Raw genomic sequence first — 23,875 nt, 5'->3', positions numbered from 1 at the left:
GGGCCGACCCGACAAGCCGACATGTACGGCGAGGATACGCCATTTCGCGGACGTCCGATGTCGCCCGGAACGTTGCCGGGGCACGGCGAAACCGCCCTGCCGCTTGCGGGAAGAACGAAGAAAGGCGGCCGCAGCCGCCTCCCTCGCCGATCACGCCATGCGCAGTCAGAACATCAGCTGCGTGCGCAACCCGAACGAATGGCCCCAGTCCGATCCCGTATCGCCGATCCGGTTGTCGGTATGCCAGCGGATGTAGTTGAACATGACGCGCGACCAGTCGTTGAGGTACCAGTTGACGCCCAGCGTGTAGCTCTGGCCGTCGCCGCCGAACGGTGCACCGCCTCGGTAGTCGTAATGATCGACCCGCGTGGCAAGCTCGAACGCGCCCCAGCCACCGGATGTCACCGGATGGTTGACCCGCACCCACTGCCAGTTGCCGCCGCGGCTGGAAAAGCCGGGTTTCTCGCCGGTGATCATCCAGCCGGCCGACAACGAGGAGCCATGCCGCCGCGCCGTACCGACACTGGCCGAATCGACGCTGCGTCGGGCGTATTCGCCCACCGCCCAGAAACTGCGGTAGACGCCGCCCAGCTCGTAGCCCGTGGCATGGTCCTGGGTCGGGTCGGGAACCGCACCGGCTTTGACGTCCAGGTTTTCGTTGAAGTCCAGGGCAATGGACGGATGGTCGTTGATGCTGGCGACGCCCGGGCTGAGATGCTCGTAGTAGTACCAGGCGCCGACGTGCATGAACCCGGCATCGGTCTTGATCGGATTCCAGTGCGCGCGAGTCAGGTAGACGACCGAATCGGACGTGCTGCCGTTGCTGGCATTCCCCGGTGCATCGCCGCTGACCGAAAGACTGTAATGCCAGTTGTCCCCGTACATGCGCATCTGCATGCCCAGGCCGTAATAGCGGTTGACTGGCTCACCCACCATGGTCGCCGCGTCGCGCGACATGAAGGGAAGGTTCGCGGCCGCGCTGGAGCCGTCGATGCCCAGATCCTTGAAGAAGTTGCCTAGGTAGAACACCGCGTGGTGGCCGAGCAGCGGCGTCGAATAACTCAGGTATGCCTGGCGCAGACCGGCTTTGCCGTCGGTGAACTTCACCTGCACGTAGTAGCCGAGCGCGCCCATCGTGCCCTTGGCGCCGAGACGCGCATCGGTGACCCGGGACCCGTTGATATTGCGCCCGGGGTCACTGGAACCGCGCGTGGCGGTGTAGTCCACCAGCAGACGACCGGCCGGAGCGAACGTGAAGAAGCCGTCGTCGCTGCTGAAGACGGGACCGGCCTCGCCATGACCGCCCCAGCGCACTGAATCGGCATGCCCGGCCGCCGACGGCGCGGCGGTCGCGGCGGCGGTGTTTCCGGCGCCATGAACCGGCGCGGCACCGTCCTTGCTGGTAGACGGCTGCGATTCCCTGTCCTCGATCACGGCCAGACGCGCCTGCAACGCCTTGATCTGCGCGGCCTGCTGTTTGACCAGGCGCAGCAGCTCGTCATTGTCGATGTGCCCAGTGGCAAAAGCGGGCGTCGACAGCCCCATCAGGGCCGCGATCACCGCGACGGGCAGGATTCGTTTCGTGCGTTTCATGGTGCGACTCCCCAGGTTTCCTGGCTTTGGCATGCGCCTTGTGTTTGTTCGATCCGCCGTTCCGCTTCGCCCTCCGCCGCAGCGCGCCCGTTCGCGCAAGTGGGTCCTGCCGCGGCGGGCTTGCGTCGCGGAATCCTGTGCCAGGAACGGAGGGCGGGTACGGCGGGCGGCGTACCGCTCAGATGGCGTCGGCGGCTTCTTCCGTGCCGGCGGGCAGACGTTCGCGTTCACCGGATGTCCCGGAAGCGAGCGCCGCGTGCAGGCGATCTCGGTCAAGCCCGCCTTCCCAGCGCGCCACCACGACCGTGGCCACCGCATTGCCAATGAAATTGGTGATCGCACGGCACTCGCTCATGAAGCGGTCCACACCAAGGATCAGCGCCATCCCCGCGACCGGTACCGAAGGCACCACCGAGAGCGTCGCGGCCAAGGTCACGAAACCGGCGCCAGTCACCCCCGCAGCCCCCTTCGAGCTGATCATGGCGACCAGCAGCAGCGCCAGTTCCTGGCCGAGCGAAAGATGGATGTTGGTCGCCTGCACGATGAACATGGAAGCGAGCGTCATGTAGATGTTGGTGCCGTCCAGATTGAACGAGTAACCCGCCGGCACCACCAGCCCCACCACGGACTTGCTGCAGCCGGCCTTCTCCATTTTCTCCATCAGCGAAGGCAGCGCCGCCTCCGACGACGAGGTACCGAGCACAAGCAGCAACTCGGCCTTCAGGTAGCGCAGCAGCGAGAGCACCGAAAAGCCGGTCAAGCGCGCGACCACGCCGAGTACCACCACCACGAACAATGCCGACGTCAGATAGAAGGTCCCCACCAGCCAGGCCAGGTTGGCCAGCGAATCGATGCCGTATCGGCCAATGGTGAAGGCGATGGCGCCGAACGCACCGATCGGCGCGGCCTTCATCAGGATATGCACCAGCTGGAACACCGGCCGCGTAAGCGCATCGAGGAAACGGACCACCGGTTGCGCAGGCTCGCCGACCATGGCCAGCGCGATGCCGAACAGCACGGCGATGAACAGCACCTGCAGGATGTTTCCGGAAACGAACGCGCCGAACAGCGTCCCCGGAATGATGTCCATCAGAAAGCCGGTCAGACTCATTTCATGCGCGCGGGTCGCGTACTGCCCCACCGCCCCGGCATCGAGGCTGGCCGGATCGATATTCAGCCCGGTGCCCGGATGAACCAGGTGCGCGATCAGCAAACCGATGATGAGGGCCAGCGTGGACAGGCCCAGGAAATACAGCATGGCCTTGAGCATCACCCGGCCGACCGAGCGCAGGCTGGACATGCCGGCGATGCCGTTGACCACGGTGAGAAAGATCACCGGCGCAATGATCATCTTCACCAGTTTGATGAAGGCATCGCCCAGCGGTTTGAGCGACTCCGCGAACACCGGCCAGAAATGGCCCAGTACCGCGCCAAGAAAAATCGCGACCAGAACCTGGACGTACAACTGCCTGTACAGCGGACGGCGTTCGCCGATCCGCGCTCGTGTTGTCGATGAACTATGCATAAGCCCCTCGTGCTTGGCGATGAATGGGCAACCGCGTGCACGGTTCACCCGACGCCATACGTTGTAGTCCAGGCACGGGCGGAACCGAATAACACATTCCGGCTAGTCGCCACGCCCCGGTCTTCGGCCATGCGAGGATAGGGGCCTCCGTCCACGCGACCGCCCGCTCATGCATCGACGCCTCAAACGCATCCTGCTGGCCTCGGCGCTGCTGCTGGCGATTGCCGGCAGCGCGCTCGTGGCCGGCTGGCTTGCGAATCGCCGAGCACTGCACGCGCTGTCCGAACAACAGGGCGCACAACTGCAGCTGCGCGCGCTGTCTCTGCAGCGACTGATCGACCGCTACCGCGTGCTGCCCTCGACGCTTGCGCTGGACCCGGCGTTGCGCAACGCTTTGGAAGCGCCGTCCGCCAGCGTCGATACCGCCGAACTGAACCGCAAACTGGAACGCACCAACGGCGCCACGCACGTGTCCACGCTGACGCTCATCGACCGCCACGGCACCGCCATCGCGGCCAGCAACTGGCGCCAGCCTTCGAGCAATGTCGGACACAACTACGCCTTCCGCCCCTATTTCCAGCGTGCCATGCGCGACGACCACGGCACCTTCTACGCCATCGGTGTATCCACCCAGGTGCCGGGCTACTTCATCGCCCAGGCGTTGCACGATGACGCGGGCCGACGCATCGGCGTGATCGTGGTCAAGATCACGCTGAGCGAAATCCGCCGCGAGTGGGCGTCGAGCCAGGACGTCATCCTGCTCAGCGATCGCCATGGCGTCGTGTTTCTCGCCAATCGTGCAGCATGGCAATACCGGCCGCTGAAGCCGCTGGACGCCGCCACGCTGCAGCGGATCGCACAGACCCGACAGTACGGCAACAAGCTGCGCCCGGCGGCACGCATGCACATCGAGCAGCGCCTGCCTGACGGCGGCCGCCTGGTGCGGTTCGACATGCCGACGCAGAAGCACGACATGCTCTGGCGCTCGCGGCCATTGCCCGCGCAGGGCTGGGAACTGCATTCGCTGGCACGTACGACGCCGGTCGTTTCGGCCGTCCGTCATGCGGTGCTGCTCACGCTCGGCGGCTGGCTGCCGGTGATCCTGTTCGGCATGTTCCTGCATCAACGCCTGCGCCTGGCGCAGGATCGCCAGCGCACCCGCGAGGAACTGGAGCGACTCGTCGCGCATTACGCCAGTGCCCTGCGCTCGGAACAGGACAGCCTGGTCCAGGCCGCGCTCTCGGCCGCGCGCGGACAACCGCAGCAACTCGAACACTTGCCGCAGGGCGTCAGTGTGGTCGATGCGCAACTGCGTCTCGTCGCATGGAATCGTCGCTACGCCGACATCTTCGCCTTTCCACCACGGTTACTTGAAACCGGCAGGCCGATCGAGGACCTATTCCGCTACAACGCCCAGCGCGGCCTGCTCGGACCGGGCGACGTCGAGGAAGCCATCCAGCGGCGCCTGGACTATCTGCGTGAAGGCGGCCCGCATATGTACGAGCGCGAGCGTCCGGACGGCACGGTGCTCGAAATCCGCGGCAATCCCCTGCCGGGCGGTGGTTTCGTGACCAGCTACGCCGACATCACCCCCTACAAGAAAGCCGCGCGCGCCCTGCGCACCCTGACTTCCACGCTGGAATTGCGCGTGGAACGAAGCACGCGCGAGCTGCGCCTGGCCAAGGCCGAGGCCGAACGCGCGAACCGCAACAAGACCCGCTACGTGGCCGCGGCGGTGCACGACCTGCTGCAACCGCTGAATGCGGCACGGCTGTTTTCCGGCGCGCTGCACAAGGCGCTGCACAAGCCCGACGACCACGCCATGCTGGAGCGCGTCGAACATGCGTTGCAGGCACTGGACGACCAACTCGGCAGCATGCTCGACCTGTCGCGCCTCGAAGCCGGCGTGATCCGGCCGAAGATCGAGGACATCGAACTGGCCCCGCTGCTGCAGTCCCTGGCGCGCCAGTTCGGCATCATCGCCCAGGCAAAGGATCTGTCCCTGCGTCTGGTCAACACGCGTGCCTGGGTGCGCAGCGACGCCATCCTGCTGCGGCGCATCCTGCAGAATTTCCTCTCCAATGCGCTGCATTACACGCCACGCGGCTCGGTGCTCCTCGGTTGCCGGCGTCGCGGTGAAAATCTCCGCATCGAGGTCTGGGACACCGGGGTCGGCATCCCGGAAGACAAGCGCCAGGCCATCTTCCAGGAGTTCGCCCGACTCGATACCGGTCTGGACACCGACGAGCGCAGCGCCGGTCTCGGCCTGTCGATCGTCGAACGTGTCGCCGGACTGCTCGGTCATCCGCTGAGCCTGCGGTCATGGCCCGAGCACGGCAGCGTGTTCGCGGTCACGGTGCCGCGCGTATTCCCCTCCCGCGGGTCGTCATCTTCGCCCGACGCTTCCGTGGAGACACCGTCCGACTCGCCGCTCGCCGGGCGTCACATTCTCTGCATCGACGACGACCGCGAGAATGCCGATGCCCTGGCTACCCTGCTGGGGAGCTGGTCATGCACCGTGCACGTCGCACGCAGCGCCGACGCGCTGCAGGACATGAGCTTTCCCCGGGTGGACCTGATCCTTCTCGACTATCAGCTGGGCAAGGTCCGCGGCCCCGAACTGTTACCCGCACTGTACGCGCGGCTCAACCATCGGCCGCCGGTGATCGTGCTGACTGCGCAAACCGGCGCCGAAGTTCGCCGCAAGATTCGCGAAGCCGGACTCCACTTCCTGGCCAAGCCTGCCTCGCCGGCACGTCTGCGCGCACTGGCCAGCCAGCTGCTCATTGCCTCGGGCGCGTCCTGAACGGCTATTCGAGATCGTCTTCCTCGTCGATGTCGAGGGTCTTGACCAGCACTGCAGCCTGCGTGCGCGAACGGCAGTTCAGCTTCGACAGCACCGCCGTGACGTGGATCTTCACGGTGTTCTCGGCCAGCCCCAGGCGGTCCGCGATCTGCTTGTTGAGCAGGCCTTCAGCGATGAGCATCAGCACCCGGAACTGCTGTGGCGTGAGCTGGGCCAGCCGCGACATCAATTCGGCATCGCGCTCGCTGCGTTCGGCACTGGTGGCCTCGAACCACAATTCGCCCTGCATCACGTGCCGCACCGCCTTTCCCAACGTCTCCACCGGCGCCGCCTTGGACACGAAGCCGGCCGCACCGAACTGCTGCGCCCGACGCACCGTGCGCGGCCGATCATTGGACGAGATGACCAGCACCGGGAGATCCGGATATTCCGAACGCAGCCACAGCAGCGAAGAGAAACCGATCGCACCGGGCATGGTCAGGTCCAGAAGCATCAGATCGAACTCCGTCCCATCCTCCAGCATCTTCTCCAGCGCACTGCGGCTGGCGGCCTCGCGCACGCTGGCACCGTCGAACTCGGAACCCAGAGCATGCGCGACCGCCGAACGGAACATCGGGTGGTCGTCGGCGATGAGGAAGGTCGGGGCATGCGTCATGCGGTTTTCCATGGCTGCTTTGTGTCGCGGTCTGTTTTCAGTATCACATCATGCCTCGCCGTGTCCGCCGCCCGCTGTTTCACGCATGAAAAAGGGCGGCACCGGGCCGCCCTTTCTCATCGTGCTCACGATGCCGTGCTTACTTGGCGAACAGGCCTTCGACGGCGCTGCGCTCTTCGTGCAGCTCCTTGGCCGTCGCGTCCATGCGGGCGCGCGAGAAATCGTTGATCTCCAGGCCCTGGACGATCTCGTACTTGCCGTCCTTGCAGGTCACCGGATAACCGTAGATCACGCCCGGCTCGATGCCGTAGGAACCGTCCGACGGAATGCCCATCGAGACCCAATCCCCCTCGTCGGTGCCCAGCGCCCACGAACGCATGTGGTCGATCGCGGCCGAGGCGGCCGAGGCGGCCGAAGAAGCGCCGCGCGCCTTGATAATCGCCGCGCCGCGCTGCTGCACGGTGGGGATGAACTCGCCCTCGTACCAGGCCTGGTCGACCAGCTCCATCGCGTTCTTGCCGTCGACGGTGACGTGATGCAGATCCGGATACTGCGTGGAACTGTGGTTGCCCCAGATGATCATCTTCTTGATGTCGGTGTTGTGCTTGCCGGTCTTCTCGGCCAGCTGGCTCATGGCGCGGTTGTGGTCCAGGCGCACCATGGCGGTGAAGCACTTCGGATCCAGGTCCGGCGCATTCTGCTGCGCGATCAGCGCGTTGGTGTTGGCCGGATTGCCGACCACCAGCACCTTGACGTCGCGCTTGGCATGGTCGTTCAGCGCCTTGCCCTGCGGCCCGAAGATCTTGCCGTTGGCTTCCAGCAGGTCCTTGCGCTCCATGCCAGCGCCGCGCGGACGCGCGCCGACCAGCAGCGCGTAATCGGCATCCTTGAAGGCGACATTGGCGTCGTCGGTGGCGACGATGTCGGCCAGCAGCGGGAACGCGCAGTCGTTCAGCTCCATCACCACGCCCTTCAGGGCGTCCAGAGCCGGGGTGATCTCGAGCAGATGCAGGATGACCGGCTGGTCCTTGCCCAGCATGTCGCCGGCGGCAATGCGGAACAGCAACGCGTAGCCGATCTGGCCGGCGGCGCCGGTGACGGCAACTCGAACGGGTGCTTTCATGTCGATACTCCGTTGAACAGGGGAATGCGAGAGTCGGTCGCGGAACCAAGCCGTTCCGCGACCGTGGAAATCAGGACAGCTCGGCGAAGAAGTCGCGGATGCGCTGCATCCCCGGCTCCAGCTCGTCGGCCGGACAGGTGTAGGAGATGCGCAGGCCGCGCGGCTCGCCGAAGGCCGAACCCGGCACGCAGGCCACGCCCTTGGCTTCCAGCAGCGCGGTGCAGACGTCGACGTCGTTCTCCAGACGCTTGCCGTTGTGGCTCTTGCCGAACGCGCAGGAAATGTCCGGGAACGCGTAGAACGCACCCTGCGGACGCGGGCACTTCACGCCCTCGATGCCGTTCAGGATGTCGACCACCAGATCGCGGCGCTTGGCGAATTCGGCGCGCTTCTCGGTCGGCACGTCCTGCGGGCCGGACAGCGCGGCCGCCGCGGCCACCGAAGCGACCTCGGGAATGTTGGTGATGTGGTTGGAGTTCAGCGTCACCACCGCGTCGGCGACGGCCTTCGGACCGGCCATCATGCCCACGCGCCAGCCGGGCATGCCGTAGGTCTTGGACATCGAGTCGACGAAGATCACGCGCTCGCGCAGTTCCGGACGGGCCTGCACGAAATTGTGGTAGCCGACGCCATCGAACACCATGCGGTTGTAGATGTCGTCGGTGACGACCCAGGTATCCGGATGCTTGACCAGTACGTCGGCCAGTGCGGCGATCTCTTCCTTGGTGTAGACCATGCCCGTCGGATTGGACGGATTGTTGAACAGGAAGATCTTGGGCTTGCTGGCCAGCGCCTCGTCGAGCTGCGCCGGGGTCAGCTTGTAGTGCTGTTCCGGCGGGCACGGCAGCAGCTTGACCTTGGCACCGAGGATCTCGGCGATGTCCAGGTAGCTGGTCCAGTACGGCGTCGGAAAGGCCATCTCGTCGCCGTCGTCCAGCAGCGCCTCGGCCAGGTTGTACAGGATGTGCTTGGCGCCCACCGCCACCGCGCAATTCTCGCGCGTGTAGCCGTCCAGGCCGACGCCCTTCATGTGCTCAAGGAACGCGTCCAGCAGGTCCGCGCTGCCGCGGTTGGAACCGTAGGAACCCGAGTCCTTGTCCAGCCAGTCGCGCACGGCTTGGTACACGTGCGGGCCGGGCAGGAAGTTCGGCACGCCGATCGAGAAACTGATGATGTCGCGGCCTTCGGCCTTGAGCTGGCGGGCCTTCTCGGCGATCAGCATGATCGTGCTTGGCTTGGCACGGCTCATGCGCTGGGCGAGCTTGGGCATGACGTCCTCACGCAACGGGATGGGGAAAACGGCGATTTTATCACACGGTCGCCCACCCCGAATTGCCGCGGAAAGCATGAACGAAGGGCGCCGACTCGCGGCGCCCTTCCGGATTTCCCCTCGCGCGCCCCGCGGAATCGCGAAGCCCGGAAGCCGTCAGCTGCCGATGCGGCGCAGGGACTTGCCGGCCATCAGATTGCGCTCGATCTGCTCGAGGCTCACGCCCTTGGTCTCGGGCACGAACCAGATGGTGAACAGCAGGAACAGAATATTCAGACCGCCGTACAGCCAGAAGGTCTGCGCGGCACCGATGCCATTGAGCAGGCTGAGGAAGGTCAGGCCGACGATGGCGTTGGCCACCCAGTTGGTCAGGGTCGATACGCCGATGCCGAAGTCACGCCCCTTCAGCGGCTGGATCTCCGAGCAGATGGCCCACACCAGCGGTCCGGCCGACATGGCGAAACCGACGATGAACACCAGCAACATGGAGACGGTGAAAATCTGCTGCCCCTGAGTGAGCGTGCCCATGTTCATCATGGTGCCCACCGCGCCCAGACCGGCGGCCATCACCAGGAACCCCGCGTACAGGATCGGCTTGCGGCCGATGCGGTCGACGAAGGCGATGGCGATGAAGGTGGCCAGCACATTGGTCACACCGACAATCACCGTGGCCCACATCTGCGCGTTCACGCCAAAGCCCACATGCATGAAGATGCGCGGCGCGTAGTACATGATCACGTTGATGCCGGTCAGCTGCTGCACGACCTGCAGCAGAACGCCCAGACCGACCGAACGGCGGAAATTGCGGTTCTGCAGGAACATGTGCCAGCCGCGCTGCGGGATCTTCAGCTGTTCCTGGATGTCGTTCACTTCGCGTTCGACTGTGGCGTCGTCTGAGCGCAGATGGTTCAGCACATCGCGCGCCTCTTCGGAACGACCACGCATGACCAGCCAGCGCGGGCTCTCCGGCAGCCTCAGCACACCGACCAGGAACAGCGCGCCCGGGATGGCGATGACGCCGAGCATCCAGCGCCACTCGCCATGTTGGCTGAACCACAGATTGGACAGGAATGCGCCCAGGATGCCGATGGTGATCATCAGCTGGTACATCGAGATCATCGCACCGCGAGTCTCCTGCGGCGCCACTTCGGCCAGATACAGCGGCGCGGTGAATGCCGCCACGCCGATCGCGATGCCCAGCAGGAACCGCGCCACCAGAAGAAATGCCGGCGACCATGCGAACGCGCACAGCACGGAACCGATCACGAACAGCGACGCACTGATGATCAGCGTGCGTCGCCGACCCAGGCTCGACGACAGCCAGCCGGCCCCCGCGGCGCCGGTGGCTGCGCCCCACATCATGATGCTGACGATCCACTCGATGTAGTTGTCGCTGATGTGGAATTCGGCCTGGATGAACTGCTCGGCACCGGAAATCACACCGATGTCGAGGCCGAACATGAGCCCGGCCAACGCGGCCAGTAGATAGGTGAACGTGGTCTTGCGGCTCGGTAGCGCCGCGACGGTTGCGTTCATCGAGTGGTCTCCCCGTGAGTTCTTATGTAAACGTTTTCCCAGTCTATGCCACACACCAGCCCTCCCGCCAGCGCGCAGCACTCAATTTGCCAAAGGTAGCCAGATCCGGAGCCTTTGTGCGCGTGCATACGTATGCACACGACCGTGCATAATGGGGCGTCCGCGACCGTGGACACACGTAACAGCGTGTCAGTGACCCACAAACGGGAGAACGCACATGCATTGGTTATGGTTGTTTGTCGTCGGCCTCGTGGTCGGCATCGTCGCCAAGTTCCTCATGCCCGGAAGGGACCCGGGCGGCTTCATCATCACCGCCATTCTCGGCATCGCCGGCATGTTCGTCGGCGACTGGCTGGCCGCCAAGCTCGGCATCATGGTCGGCGGCGGACTGGGCGGTTTCATCGCCGGCGTGGTCGGCGCCATCATCCTGTTGTTCCTGTATCGGCTGGTGGCCAAGAAGGCCTAGCGCGCAGGCGAGTGCATACGAAAAAGGGCGACCCGCGGGCCGCCCTTTTTCGTGTTGCGATGTCCGCCGCGAGTCAACCGCGGTCGTCGAGCACCGTGTTCCAGTCGGCCACGCGCTCGCTCATCTTCTCCAGCAGTGCGTCGACGTCGCCCTCCAGGGTGACCTTTTCGATTTCGTCACCCTGCTGCACGGCATCGACCACAGTCTGGTCGCTGCTGTCGACGACTTCGCCGAAAACGCTGTGCTTGCCGTCCAGCCACGGCGTGGCGCCATGGGTGATGAAGAACTGGCTGCCATTGGTGCCCGGACCGGCGTTGGCCATGGACAGCACGCCCGGCTTGTCGTGACGCAGGCTGGCGTCGAACTCATCCTCGAAACGGTAGCCCGGACCGCCGCGACCACTGCCTTCGGGGCAGCCGCCCTGGATCATGAAATCGGGAATGACGCGATGAAAGCTGAGCCCGTCATAGAACCCGCGCTTGGCCAGATTGACGAAGTTGGCCGTGGTCAGCGGCGTCTTGTCGTCATGCAGGCGAATGCGGATCGGGCCGCGGCTGGTGTGAAACGTGGCGGTAATGCTCATGAGCGGTATCCGTCGTGGGAACGAAACGTCGAAGTATACCGCTCCATCCAGACCTCAGGGCGAAAGGTCCAAAGCCTGGCTCGTCAATGCTTCCGTCCCGCGCGGCGAGGGTTTCGGCATCGGCGCATCGGACAGCGCCTCGCCCGCGACCACATGGCGATAGAGCGCGTCCAGGGCGGCGTAGCCATACGGCATCAACGGCACGTGCGCGGCGCCGAATTCGGGCAGCGCCAGGAACGCGTCGAAATGCTGTGCGTGTGGCACTTTCCAGTAGCGCGGAGTACGCCCTTCGGCGCGTAGCCAGTCCACGTAGGGTTCGGAGGTGAATGCGGTCGGGATCAGGCCGTCATCCGCGCCGTGCACGACCCAGATCGGCAGCGATGCGCGCGGAAGCTGCGCCGCCAGCGCATCGACCGAGGCATGCAGGCGCACGGCCTCGTCGTCGCTGCCGCTCCACAGCGCGCGCAGGCACTCCAGGCTGTCCAGCGTCGGGTCCGCCGAAGCATCCAGACCGCCGAACAACCCGACGCCCGCACCGGGAGGAATGCCGGAAGCGTCCGACCACCACGCGGCGCGCAGCGCAGGATTGGCCGTCGTCGGCTGTCCCCGCATATCCATGGCGTCGTAGCGGAATCCGCAGGGCATCTGCCCGACCTCTCGGCGCAGATAGGCCGAGGCATACCCCGCTGCCACACTGCGCCATGCGTCGAACGCGGTGGTGCTCGCCGCCGTCGACAGCACCGCATCGGTCCAGCCCTGTGCGTGCAGATGCGCGAGCGCCTCGGCGGCCTGCTCGGTCTGCGTGCCGGCACGAAGCCGGCCCTGCGCATGCAGGCTCGCGCAACGCGCCAGCCAGTGCGCGGGCGGCTTGCCCTCGGTACGTGCGAGCGGTGCATCGTCGAAACGCGCATCGGTCAGCGCACACGGCATCCACAACGCCGCTTCCGTGGCGTAGTCATACAGCGCGCGTCCACGGCCGGACAGGTGAACGTTCGGCTCCATCGCCATCACGGCATCGAGCAGACCGTCGTGATCCAGGCCGGCCGCCTGCAGCACCGCACCACCGCCGTTGGACAGACCGGCCGCGATGATGCGGGTGTTTTCCGGCGTGAACGGCGCCTGGTCCGGGTAGGCGCGATCGAGCATGGCCAGTCCGAAGCGCGCTGCTTGCAGCACGTCGCGCCCCCAGTCGGCTTCCGGATTGTCACCCGAATGCATGTGCTTCACGGCCACGCCGGCATCGGCGTCGTAGGCGCGCGGTTCGAATTCCAGCGCGGCCTCGCCGGCCCTGGCGCGTGTGCCGTCCAGCGCCACGCCGGTGCCCGTGGCGGTGTCGAAATAGCCCGAGCCGGTACCCTTGTCGGTATAGGCCACCGCACACCCGCGCGGCAGACCGAACGCGCCGGCCAGCGAAATGGCGCCGTACACGCCGCGCGAACCGGACGACGCGGTGACAATGAGACACCGCGCCTGCTTGTCGAAGGCGTCGGGCGCCTGCAACAACACCCGGTGCGGCGCATGTGCGTCCGGCAGACGCGCAAAGGCCGTGTACTCGCGACCGGGCACGTCCGGCACACCGCCGTAGACGCGGCCATATCCACCTAGCGGCCCCAGATCGGCGATGCCCTTCCAGCTCATCAGGATGGCGCGGCGGCGCAACTCCGCGGGCGTCGGCGCGTCGGCCTCGGCAAAAGGCGTCGGCGCCCCGGCCAGTCCCTTCAGGCCGAGTCCGGCCGAGAGCAGGTCGTCGTCGCCACGATGATCGGTCACGCGGACCGGACCCGACAGGAAATCGAGGGACATGGCCTCCTCCCGAGGCGTCGAGGGCGCCGAGCAGGCCGTCAGGGCGGCCACGGCGGCGGTGCACAGATAGCGGGCAAACGTAGGCATGCTGTCAGCCTAGCCATAATTCCCGCGCTGACCATGGTACGAAAGTCCACATGCCGTGGCGCATCTGGATCGCTAGGCTGGGCCCATCCCGCTCGCACGTCCCGAGGTAGCAGCATGTCCACGATCCTGATCACCGGTGCCGGCAGCGGCATCGGCGCCGGTCTCGCCACCGAACTGGCCGCCGCCGGTCACCACATTCTCGCCACCGACCTCGACGCCGAGGCCGCCGAGCAGGTCGCCGCACGCATTCGCAACGACGGCGGCCGCGCCGATGCGCTGCCGCTGGACGTCAGCCGCGACGAAAGCGTCGATGCCCTGCTCGGTGCCCTGCCCGGGCCAGTCGACGTGCTGGTCAACAACGCCGGCCTGCAGCACGTATCGAGGCTGGAGGATTTCCCGATGCAGAAATGGGACCTGCTGATCCAGGTGATGCTGACTGGCGTCGCCCGCATCACGCGCGCCCTGCTGCCAGCCATGCGCGAACGCGGCCACGGCCGCATCGTCAACATCGGTTCGGTGCATTCGCTGGTGGCCTCGCGTTACAAGTCCGCGTATGTCGCCGCCAAGCACGGCCTGCTCGGCTTCTCCAAGGTGCTGGCGCTGGAGACCGCCGACGCCGACATCACGATCAACACCGTCTGCCCCGCCTACGTGCACACGCCGCTGGTCGACAAACAGATCGCCGCGCAGGCGCGCGAGAACGGCCTCAGCGAGGAACAGGTGGTCAGCGAGATCATGCTCAAGCCGATGCCCAAGGGCGTGTTCATCAGCATCGAGGAGCTGGCCGGCATCACGGCGTTCCTGATGTCGCCCGCCGCGCGCAACATCACCGGTCAGACGCTGGTCGTCGACGGCGGCTGGACCGCGCAGTAGGCTGTTGGACTGTCGCCACGCCACCGTTTCGCACCCATGCCGCGCCTGCTGATTGCCGACGACCATCCGCTGTTCCGCGCCGCGCTGCGGCAGTCCGCGCTGCACGCACTCCCGGACGGCGACATCCAGGAAGCGCCCGACCTGCCCGCCACGCTGGACGCGCTGGCCGAGGAACCGGACATCGATCTGGTCCTGCTGGATCTTCACATGCCCGGCAGCCGCGGCCTGTCCGGTCTGGCCGCGCTTCGCGGCCAGCATCCAGCTGTGGCCGTACTGGTGGTGTCCGCACACGATGAACCGCGTGTGATCCGGCGCGCGCTGGACCACGGCGCGTCCGGCTTCATCTCCAAGAGCGCCGACCCCGAGCAGATCGCTAACGCCATCCGCACCGTGCTCGACTGCGGACAATGGGTGCCGCCACATCTCAGCGACAGCGTCGCGGCCACACCCAGCGATCCATCCGACAGCGAGCTGGCCGCGCGCCTGGCGCGATTGACCGAGCAGCAGTACCGCGTGCTCGGCCTCCTCGCCGAGGGCCTGCTGAACAAGCAGATCGCCGACCGCCTCGGCATCCAGGAGCGGACGGTGAAAGCGCACGCCACGGCGATCTTCGAGAAACTGGAAGTGCGCAACCGCACTCAGGCCGGCGTGCTACTGCGCTCGCTGGACCTGGCCGACCCGGCGCACGCCGACTGAGCCTTACATTCAGTTCTGCGTGGCCGCCGAGGGTCTGGATGCCATGACGAGGTGCTTGAGTACCTGACGCAACGCCAATGGCTTCAGCGGTTTGTACAGCATGACCGCCCCCGTTTCGAGCACGGTCTGGCGCAGCCCCGGGTCGCGGTCCGCGGTCAGCACGACCGCCGGCACGCTGCCGAATCGAAGCCGCAGCGCCTGCAGTGCATCGAGGCCGGTGACGCCGCCGTCCAGGTGGTAATCGAGCAGCAGCAGATCCGGCGTCCACGGCGCTGCCAGGGCATCCTCCAACGTACCCGCGCCATGCACGCTCCATCCCCATGGCTGAAGGAGCGAACGCATCGCGGTGAGCGCGTCCGGTTCGTTGTCCACGACCACCGCACGACCGGCCGGAAGCGCCTCTGCAGTCAGCGCGGGGGGCGGACGTCGCGACGTCGAGCCGGGCTCGGCTGCGGACAGACGCACGCCGAATACACTGCCGCGACCGGGCCAGGAGCGCAGCGTCAGGCGATGGCCAAGCAAGCCCGCCATGCGTTCGGCGATGGCCAGGCCGAGCCCGAGTCCCTGACCGCTGGCGGCGCGGCCACGGCGGAACTCCTGAAAAATCAGCTCCTGTTCGGCACGTTCGATGCCTGGACCAGTGTCCCAGACTTCCAGCTCCAGCTCGCCGTCTCGCCGCCGGCAGCCCAGCAGCACGCGCCCGCGGCGGGCATAGCGCAAGGCGTTGGCGAGAAAGTTCTGCAGCACACGGCGCAGCAGTTGCGGATCAGAATGCGCCCACAGGCACGTGCCGACCACCCGCAAGCGGATCCCGCGCTCGGCCGCCAGCGCCTGGAACTCGGCGGCCAGCGGATCGAGCACATCCGCCAGCGCGAACGGACGCGGGCGTGGCGCCAGTCGCCCGCCTTCCAGCCGCGCGATATCGAGCAGCCCTGCCAGCAGATGCTCGGTGGCGTCGAGCGCACCGTGCAGATGCCGCGCCGTCTCGCGGTGGCTCTCCCCGAGGCGCTCCTCCAGCGTATGCGCGAACAACTGCGCGGCGTGCAGCGGCTGCAGCAGATCGTGACTGACCGCAGCCAGGAAGTGCGTCTTGGCCTCGTTGGCCCGTTGCGCCGCCTCGCTGGCCTGCGCCAGCGCGTGGGTGCGCTCGGCCACGCGCAGTTCCAGCGTCTCGTTGCTGCGCTTGAGCTCGCGCTCGGCCATGCGGAACGCAGTCACGTCGGTGAACGTCGCCACGTAACCGCCACCGGGCATCGGGTTGCCGCGAATCTCGATCGCGCGCCCATCGGGCAAGTGTCGCTCGGACAGATGTGGCGTGCCGGCGCGCATATGCGCCAGACGTCGCTGGCAACGCGCCTCGACATCGCCTTCGCCGATAAGCCCGGCGGCAATGTTGTGGCGCATCAGTTCAAGTATCGGACGCCCCACCTCGAGCAGGTGTTCGGGATACGCGAACAGATCCGCGTACGGCTGGTTCCAGGCCACCACGCACAGCTCGGCATCGACCACGCAGATGCCCTGACTCATGTTCGCCAGCGCCGCCGACAGCACGCGCTGATTGAAGCGCAGGTCCTGGGAGGCCTCGTCGACGATGGCGGCGACGGTGTCCAGGTCCTCGCTGCCCTGGTGCCGCATCACGTCGAGCAACAGGCGCGCCGAAGCCGCGCCGATCACCGCCGCCAGCTCGTGCTCGACTGCGGCGACACGCTTCGGTTCAGCCAGCACCCGGTCCGGCGCATCGCAGAACAGATCCTCCACCTCCTGCTGCGGCAGGAAGCGTGCCGAGAGCGCGCGCAACTCGTGCAGCGCCACGCCGCCGCCCGACGAAGCCGGCTGCGCGCGGCCATAGCGCGAACGCGCCACCAGCAGGATCGCGGCGATGTTGGCGAGCAGACTCAACACCACCGCACGCCCCAGCCCGCTCCATCCAGACAGGCCGAGCAGATGCTGTGGCGCGAGCCAGTCGATTCCGAACGGCCCGGCATGTACCCACGCAGGCTGCGGCGTGAACAGGGCGGGCAGCAAGGCGTACAGCCACACCAGTGTGCCCACCAGCAGACCGGCACCGACCGCGCGCGCGCCGAGCTGTGGACGGTAGATCGCCACCAGCGTCGCCGGCGCCAGCTCGGCCAAGGCCGAGAAGGAGATCGCACCGATGTCGGCCAGCGCGTCGTTGCCGGCCAGCACGCGGCTATAACCCCAAGCCAGCAGCACGATGGCGAGAATCGCCAGGCGCCGCTGGGTCAGCACCTCGCGGCGCAGATCGCCCTGCTCGCCGCGTCCCCAGCCCGCGCGCACCAGCAACGGCGCGACGAAATGATTGGCGACCATCAGGCTCAACGCCAGCGTCGCGACCACCACCATACTGGTCGCCGCGCTCAATCCGCCCAGAAAGGCCAGCAGAGCCAAGCCGTTCTGCTGTTGCGCCAGCGGCAGCGCCAGCACATAGAGATCCGACGACACGCCCGCCGGCCCGAGCCAGGCATCGCCAAGCCGCGCCAGCGGCAGGATCGGCGCGGCGATCAGCAGCAGGTACAGCGGAAACAGCCAGCGCGCCGTGTTCACGTGACGCGCGTCGCGGCACTCGACCACGCCGGCGTGAAACTGATGCGGCAACGTGAACATGGCCAGCGCGCCCAGCAGGATCAGTGCGGGAAAGCCGTTGGTATCGTGCGGCACCGGCGCATGCGTCGAGGCCAGCGCAGGCAGATGGTGCATCGGCAACAGCAGCATCACACCCAGCGCGAGCATCGCACCGAGCTTGAACAGCGACTCGAACGCCATCGCCAGCACCAGGCCGCGGTTGTGCTCGGTGGCCGCCGCGCGCCGGGTGCCGAACAGCATCGCGAACAACGCCATGATCAACGCCACGTACAGGGCGCTGTCCTGCCACGGCGGCATGCCCTCGTAGCGGTCGCGGCTGAGCACGCCGTAGCTCATCGCCACGGCTTTCAGTTGCAGCGCGATGTACGGAACGATGCCGATCAGCATCACCGCCGTGACCAGCGCCGCCAGCCCCGAGTGCCGTCCCAGACGTGCGGCGATCAAATCGGCCAGCGAACCGGCGTTGTAGTCCCGCGCCATGCGCACCAGCCGCATCAGCACGGCCGCGCCGAAGGCATACAGCAGGATCGCGCCGACGAAAGTCGGCGGAAGCCACCAGCCCGACCGGCTGGCCTGCGTCACCGTGCCGTAGAAGGTCCAGGAAGTGCAGTGAATCGCCAGCGACAGCGCATAGACGATGGCCCAGCGATTCTCGAACACACGCGGATGACGCTCGCCGTACAGGGCCACGCCGAACAGCAGCCCGAGCCAGACCACGCCGGCGGCGATGATGACGCCGGAACTCAGCATGACCCGGTTTTCTGGCCGCGTGTATGTCGCATGCTCTCCCCCGGCCGCCGCATGGACCCGTCACGTCGACAGCACAGGCGTTCGAGCATAACCAAACGCGTCGCCGTGGCCTACGGCTGCTGGATGTCCGCCTGCGCGCGCGCCACGCCCAGCGCCGCCAGCGCGCGGATCAACCACTGCTGCTGGACGCCCGCGCGAGTGTCGTAGTCCGCGCCGGAATAGCCCCACCAGTCCCAGCAGGCCTGCGGATTCAGCGGCGCGTAGCTGGCGCGTGTCTGCGGGTACAGCACGGCGACGTGATAGACATCGGCCCAGCGGTTGAAGCCGGCCTCGCGCACGAATGTCTCGCCCACGGACTCGGCGTTCTGCTTGCACCCGTGGAAGACCACCAGCACGCCGCATTCGGCACCGCTCCGGCACGCCTTCGGCACGTAGGCATAGCCGGTGTCGGCGAGAAACGCATCGCGCCCGTCCGGACGCAGCCGGTGCTGGTCGAAGCGCAGCAGTTCGCCCGACGGCGATTTTGCGCTCGCCGGCGCCGGACCGTACAGCTTGTCGAAGATCTCGCCGGCGGCGTCGAAGCCGCAGCGCCCCAGGTATGGCTCCACCGAAGCGCGGCAATCCTCGCCGGACACCGCGACCGGCAGGTTGTGTCCGAAATTCCGGTCGCCGTCCCAGATCACCGTCATCGAGGCCAGCGCCGAGTCCTCCGCGCGCAAGGCCTCGTAGAACTGCGCAGCGGCCTTGCTGACACTTGCGGCGACGCGGTCGTCGTCCTTGCCGTGCAGCACGTAGATGCGGTCATCGGCAAGATCACGCAACGGCCCCAACTTGCCCACCGACGCGTCGGCACGCGCACGCGACGCCAGCGCCTTCACGTCCGGTGCCGGCACGCCTTTCATGCAGGTGCCGAGCGCCGTCGCCAGCTCTCCTTTGGCACACCCCCACGGGCCGCCCGCGACTAGCGCCGCACCGGAAAACACATCCGGCCACGCCATGTGCGACTGCGTGGCCATGTAGGCCCCGGAGGACAGACCCGCCACCTTCACACGAGCCGGGTCGACGTTGAGCTTCGGCAGTGTGTTGTCCGGCGCGCGCACACAGGAAGCGAGCAGAAGCGGAGCGAGCATCAGCGCCAGTCCCGCGCGTATCGTCATGGAAGTCATCTCTCGAACCCTGCATGGCGCCGATTGGCACAATGACGCAAGAACCCGTGCGGCCCGGGGACGCCCGGCAGACTCCGGCCGGACGTCCCGATTCGACCGTTCCCCGGGGAGACCATGGGAACGATCGCAGGCCTGGCGTCAGAAGTTGTAGCGCGCGCTCAGGTACCAGTTGCGCGGCATGGCGTAGTAGGCGGTCTGGATGTTGCCGACGCTGGAGAATTCCTGCGCGTCGGTCTTGTAGGTCTTGTCGCCCAGGTTGCGCACGCCCGTGCGCACCTGCCAGTCGCCGTTCGCCGAGTCGTACACACCGAACAGACCGGTCACCGTGTAGGCCTTCTGCATCAGGCCCGGACGGTTGTCGACGCTCAGCCAGGTATCGCTGCGATAGGACGCGTCCGCGCCGAAGGTCAGCGCCGCGCCGCCGGACAACTCGAAGGTCTGCGTCAACGCCACGCGCGCGGTGAACTTGGGCGAGAACGGCACATGCTTGTGCAGGTTCGGGTCATACAGCGGATCGCTCGGATTCAGACGGTGATCGTCGAACTTCTGGTAGGTCGCGTCCATCCAGGCCAGCTGGGTCGACAGTCGCGTGCCGCGACCCATCAACGCGGTGCCCTCGAACTCCAGGCCCTGGATGCGCAGCTTGGCCGCGTTGAGCACCGGAAAGTCGAAGCTCGGCGTCAGCGAACCGGGATTCACCACGTCCGAGACGCGTGCCTGGAAGTCGCTGTAGTTGGAGCGGTAGGCCGCCAAATTTCCCTGCAGGCGGTTGTCCGACGAGCGCATCTTCAGACCCATTTCGTATGTCCACACATACTCGGGGTTGAAGATCGGATCGGCCGCCTCGTTGGGATCGTTGGCGCGGCCGTTGAAGCCGCCCGACTTGAAGCCGCGGTTGACCGAGATGTAGCCCATCACCTGCGGATTGAACTGCTTCTGCAGGCTGAGCGACGGCGTCACCGCGCTCCATGACTTGCTGACGTTGTCGATGACCGCCTGCGGGTCCGCGCTGAAGGCCTGCAACGGTGCGCCGAAGAACGCGCTGGTGGTGCGATAGTACTTCTTGGTTTCCTTGGTGTAGCGCACGCCCGCGGCCAGGGTCCAGGTGGGCGCGAAAGTCCAGTTCACGTGCGCGAAGCCTGCGTAGCTCTTGTTGCGCAGGTCGTCGTCGATGGTGCGCAGGAAATCGATCGGCAGACCGCCGAACTGGATGAAGTCGTTGGCATAGGCCTCCTGGTGCGACGGCACCTTCTCATTGAGGTAGTACAGGCCGTAGACCGCTTCCAGGTTGTCGCCGTTGTCGTACTGCAGCTGCAGTTCCTGACTGAACTGCTTCTGGTGGAAATCGACCAGCACATCGCCGAGCTGGAACTGCGAAGCGTCGATGTCGATGTAGGAATTGCTGTCGAGCTTGCGGTAGGCGGTGATGCTCTTCAGGTTCCAGTCGCCGGAGAGCTTCCAGTTCATGTGCAGCGCCGCGCCCCGATGCTTGAGCTTCTGCCCCTTGCCCGGACCGAACGACGTCTGCGAGTGGAAGTCGTACTTGCCGCCCGGCGGCGTGTACAGCAGCACCGGCCCCAGCAGCAGGTCGGTCGCGTACAGCGGTGCGGTCGGCTGGCCCAGCGTCAGTGCGGTGTCCTGCTTGGTGTAGTCCAGCGAAAGGGTCGCGTTGAAGGCATCGCTCGGTTCCCAGCGCAGCTTGCCGCGCACGGCCTTGGTGTCATCGTTGTTGTACTTGCGTCCGGTGGTCGGATCGGTGACGAAACCATCGCTCTTGGTGTAGATGCCGGCCAGACTGCCCGCCAGCGTGTCGCTCAGCGGACCGGTGAAGTAGAACTGTCCTTCCCGGCGGCCGAAGCTGCCGACCTTGGCCTCGACCGAACCGCCCGGCGTCTGGCTGGGTTGCTTGGTGATGATCTTGATCGCGCCGCCGGTGGAATTCTTGCCGTACAGCGTGCCCTGCGGACCGCGCAGCACCTCGACGTGATCGACGTCGAACAGATCGAACAGCGCGCCCTGGATACGCGAGTAGTACACGTCGTCGACGTACATGCCCACGCCCGGATCGAACGTCTGCAACGCGTCCGGCTGACCGATGCCGCGGATGAAGACGTTGACCGACGACGACGATCCGCGGCCCGGCACGATGTTCAGGCCCGGCACCGCGCCCTGCAGCCCGTCGATGTTGTTGGCCTGCAGATCCTTCAGGTCCTCCGAACTGAAGGCGCTGACCGCGACCGGTACCTTTTCCAGATTCTCGCTGCGACGACGCGCGGTGACCGTGACGGTCTGCAGCTGGGTGGCCTCGGCGCGCTTCTTCTCGGCCTCCGTCTGCTTCGGGTTCTGCGCATTCGCGGGCGCGTTCTGCATGACCGGCGCGGCATCGCGCGAAACAGCCGGCTGCGCGGCCTGCACGCACAACGGCGCGGCGAAGGCGGCGGCGATGGCCACACAAAGGATCTGTCGTTTCATGATGTTCCCCCGCAAGAATGGTCTTCAGGACAGCGTGCAACGAGGCTATCGGCAAGCCCGCGCGGTCACACTTGTACTTTGGTCCAGTGGGACGGACCGGGATGCATGCCGATACTCGGAACCTCCACGAGTGGGGGATGACGCATGAGTTTCTTGATCGTGCTGGCGGCGCTGGCCTTCCTGATGTTCGCGGCCTACCGCGGCCACAGCGTGATCCTGTTCGCGCCGATCGCGGCGCTGGGCGCGGTGCTGCTGACCGACCCGTCGCTGGTCGCGCCGATGTTCACCGGCCTGTTCATGGCCAAGATGGTCGGCTTCCTGAAACTCTACTTCCCGGTGTTCATGCTCGGCGCGGTGTTCGGCAAGCTGATCGAACTGTCGGGCTTCTCCAAGTCCATCGTCGCCGCCACCATCGGCCTGCTCGGTCGCGGTCGCGCGATGCTGTCGATCGTGCTGGTGTGCGCGCTGCTGACCTACGGCGGCGTGTCGCTGTTCGTGGTGGTGTTCGCGGTGTATCCGTTCGCCGCCGAGCTGTTCCGCCAGGCCGACATTCCCAAGCGCCTGATCCCCGGCACCATCGCGCTGGGCGCGTTCACCTTCACCATGGACTCGCTGCCGGGCACGCCGCAGATCCAGAACATCATCCCGACCAGCTTCTTCGGCACCACCGCCTGGGCCGCGCCGTGGCTGGGCACGCTCGGTGGCGTGTTCATCCTCATCGTCGGCATGAGCTATCTCGAGTGGCGTCGCCGCAAGGCCGCGCGCGCCGGCGAGGGCTACGGCCAGAATCTGGTCAACGAGCCGGCGCCGTTCGAGGGCGGCAAGCTGGCCAACCCGATCATCGCGATCCTGCCGCTGCTGCTGGTCGGCGTGACCAACAAGATCTTCACCGACCTGATTCCGCGCCTGTACGGCGCGACCACGTCGTTCACGCCCGCCGTGGTCGGCAAAGCCGAGCCGGTGGTGCAGCAGGTCTCTCGCGTGGCCGGCATCTGGGCTGTGGAAGGCGCGCTGCTGGTCGGCATCGTCTGCGTGCTGGTCTTCGCCTGGCGCCCCGTCCGGCAACGCTTCGCGGCCGGCAGCCAGGCGGCCGTCGGCGGCGCGTTGCTGGCGTCGATGAACACCGCCTCCGAGTACGGCTTCGGCGCGGTGATCGCCGCCCTGCCCGGCTTCCGCGTGGTCGCCGACGCGCTGCACGCGATTCCCAACCCGCTGGTCAACGAGGCCGTCACGGTCACCGCGCTGGCCGGTGTCACCGGCTCGGCCTCGGGCGGCATGAGCATCGCCCTGGGCGCAATGGCCGACACCTTCGTCGCCAACGCGCACGCCGCGGGCATTCCGCTGGAGGTCTTCCACCGCGTCGCGGCCATGGCCTCGGGCGGCATGGACACGCTGCCGCACAACGGCGCGGTCATCACCCTGCTGGCGGTCACCGGCCTGACCCATCGACAGTCCTACAAGGACATCTTCGCCATCACCATCATCAAGACGCTGGCCGTGTTCGTGGTGATTGCCCTGTACTACACGACCGGACTGGTCTAGCCACATGAACGGCTGGAAAGACCAGGGCGGAGAAGGAACTGCACCGGGACCGATTCTCGACGGTTCGGGCACCGGTGGCCGATGCCATCGATCAGGCATCGGCGGAAAAACAAACCGCACAGACACTCATGCCGTCGACCCGCTTCGGCCATCCGCATCTCCCGGAGGCGCACGGCCTCCATAACGCTCGTGCCGGGGCCGGTTCGCGCGTCCGAACGGAAACGCAGGAAGGCGGACACGGACAGGGATCGCAGGGTTGCGCACGCACCGGTTCCGGCGCACGACAAGCTCGGCTGTTTCGGCCCCGCGTTGGGGGACGCGGGGA

The 23,875-nt window shown here is 66.5% G+C and carries 16 protein-coding genes; 5 read left to right on the top strand and 11 right to left on the bottom strand.

Annotated elements, in window-relative coordinates:
* Positions 1-165: 165 nt before the first annotated feature.
* Complete coding sequence (locus HF690_RS07280) at positions 166-1,593, bottom strand: porin (RefSeq protein WP_168608992.1); 1,428 nt, start codon at positions 1,591-1,593, stop codon at positions 166-168.
* Between the two features lie 178 nt (positions 1,594-1,771).
* Positions 1,772-3,118, bottom strand: a complete 1,347-nt coding sequence (locus tag HF690_RS07275) for a dicarboxylate/amino acid:cation symporter (protein ID WP_168608991.1) — start codon at positions 3,116-3,118, stop codon at positions 1,772-1,774.
* 169 nt (positions 3,119-3,287) lie between these two features.
* Here HF690_RS07275 and HF690_RS07270 point away from each other — a divergent pair, with 169 nt between their 5' ends.
* A complete protein-coding gene (locus HF690_RS07270) occupies positions 3,288-5,924 on the top strand; it encodes a hybrid sensor histidine kinase/response regulator (protein ID WP_168608990.1) in 2,637 nt (878 codons plus the stop codon).
* 4 nt (positions 5,925-5,928) lie between these two features.
* On the opposite strand, the gene HF690_RS07265 is transcribed toward HF690_RS07270, so the two are convergent.
* From HF690_RS07265 to HF690_RS07250, 4 genes are all read right to left on the bottom strand, one after another.
* A complete protein-coding gene (locus tag HF690_RS07265; protein ID WP_113063472.1) occupies positions 5,929-6,579 on the bottom strand; it encodes a response regulator in 651 nt (216 codons plus the stop codon).
* 139 nt (positions 6,580-6,718) lie between these two features.
* Entirely contained in the window at positions 6,719-7,702 is a 984-nt protein-coding gene (locus HF690_RS07260; protein ID WP_113063473.1) for a malate dehydrogenase, read from the bottom strand.
* Between the two features lie 70 nt (positions 7,703-7,772).
* Positions 7,773-8,972, bottom strand: a complete 1,200-nt coding sequence (locus HF690_RS07255) for a pyridoxal phosphate-dependent aminotransferase (protein ID WP_113063474.1) — start codon at positions 8,970-8,972, stop codon at positions 7,773-7,775.
* A 156-nt stretch (positions 8,973-9,128) separates the two neighbouring features.
* Positions 9,129-10,508 (bottom strand): sugar porter family MFS transporter, encoded by a 1,380-nt coding sequence (locus HF690_RS07250; protein ID WP_168608989.1) that lies wholly within the window; start codon positions 10,506-10,508, stop codon positions 9,129-9,131.
* Between the two features lie 217 nt (positions 10,509-10,725).
* Here HF690_RS07250 and HF690_RS07245 point away from each other — a divergent pair, with 217 nt between their 5' ends.
* Entirely contained in the window at positions 10,726-10,974 is a 249-nt protein-coding gene (locus HF690_RS07245; RefSeq protein ID WP_113063476.1) for a GlsB/YeaQ/YmgE family stress response membrane protein, read from the top strand.
* 73 nt (positions 10,975-11,047) lie between these two features.
* On the opposite strand, the gene HF690_RS07240 is transcribed toward HF690_RS07245, so the two are convergent.
* The gene (locus tag HF690_RS07240) at positions 11,048-11,557 is read right to left on the bottom strand and encodes a peptidylprolyl isomerase (protein WP_168608988.1); all 510 of its coding nucleotides are present in this window, start codon (positions 11,555-11,557) and stop codon (positions 11,048-11,050) included.
* Positions 11,558-11,611: 54 nt separating this feature from the next.
* Positions 11,612-13,447: a 3-hydroxybutyrate oligomer hydrolase family protein gene (locus tag HF690_RS07235; RefSeq protein ID WP_168608987.1), complete on the bottom strand. Its 1,836-nt coding sequence runs from the start codon at positions 13,445-13,447 to the stop codon at positions 11,612-11,614.
* Between the two features lie 114 nt (positions 13,448-13,561).
* Between HF690_RS07235 and HF690_RS07230 the strand changes: the two genes are divergently transcribed.
* Both HF690_RS07230 and HF690_RS07225 read left to right on the top strand, forming a co-directional pair.
* Positions 13,562-14,320 carry a 3-hydroxybutyrate dehydrogenase gene (locus HF690_RS07230; protein WP_168608986.1) on the top strand — a complete coding sequence of 253 codons (759 nt, stop codon included), beginning with the start codon at positions 13,562-13,564 and terminating at the stop codon, positions 14,318-14,320.
* Positions 14,321-14,356: 36 nt separating this feature from the next.
* Entirely contained in the window at positions 14,357-15,016 is a 660-nt protein-coding gene (locus HF690_RS07225) for a response regulator transcription factor (RefSeq protein WP_113063480.1), read from the top strand.
* Between the two features lie 9 nt (positions 15,017-15,025).
* On the opposite strand, the gene HF690_RS07220 is transcribed toward HF690_RS07225, so the two are convergent.
* The 3 genes from HF690_RS07220 to HF690_RS07210 all read right to left on the bottom strand — a co-directional run bounded on the left by HF690_RS07220 (position 15,026) and on the right by HF690_RS07210 (position 22,008).
* Positions 15,026-18,370 (bottom strand): hybrid sensor histidine kinase/response regulator, encoded by a 3,345-nt coding sequence (locus tag HF690_RS07220; RefSeq protein ID WP_168608985.1) that lies wholly within the window; start codon positions 18,368-18,370, stop codon positions 15,026-15,028.
* Between the two features lie 110 nt (positions 18,371-18,480).
* Entirely contained in the window at positions 18,481-19,527 is a 1,047-nt protein-coding gene (locus HF690_RS07215; RefSeq protein WP_168609314.1) for an extracellular catalytic domain type 2 short-chain-length polyhydroxyalkanoate depolymerase, read from the bottom strand.
* Between the two features lie 147 nt (positions 19,528-19,674).
* Positions 19,675-22,008, bottom strand: coding sequence for a TonB-dependent receptor (locus HF690_RS07210; protein WP_240151675.1), 2,334 nt, complete (start codon positions 22,006-22,008; stop codon positions 19,675-19,677).
* A gap of 144 nt (positions 22,009-22,152) precedes the next feature.
* On the opposite strand from HF690_RS07210, the gene HF690_RS07205 reads away from it, so the two are divergent.
* On the top strand, positions 22,153-23,550 hold the full coding sequence (locus tag HF690_RS07205) for a GntP family permease (protein ID WP_168608984.1): 1,398 nt from the start codon (positions 22,153-22,155) through the stop codon (positions 23,548-23,550).
* Positions 23,551-23,875 lie beyond the last annotated feature (325 nt).

The organism is Oleiagrimonas citrea, from assembly GCF_012395255.1.
GTDB lineage: Bacteria > Pseudomonadota > Gammaproteobacteria > Xanthomonadales > Rhodanobacteraceae > Oleiagrimonas > Oleiagrimonas citrea.
This window is presented reverse-complemented; position numbering and strand designations above follow the sequence as displayed.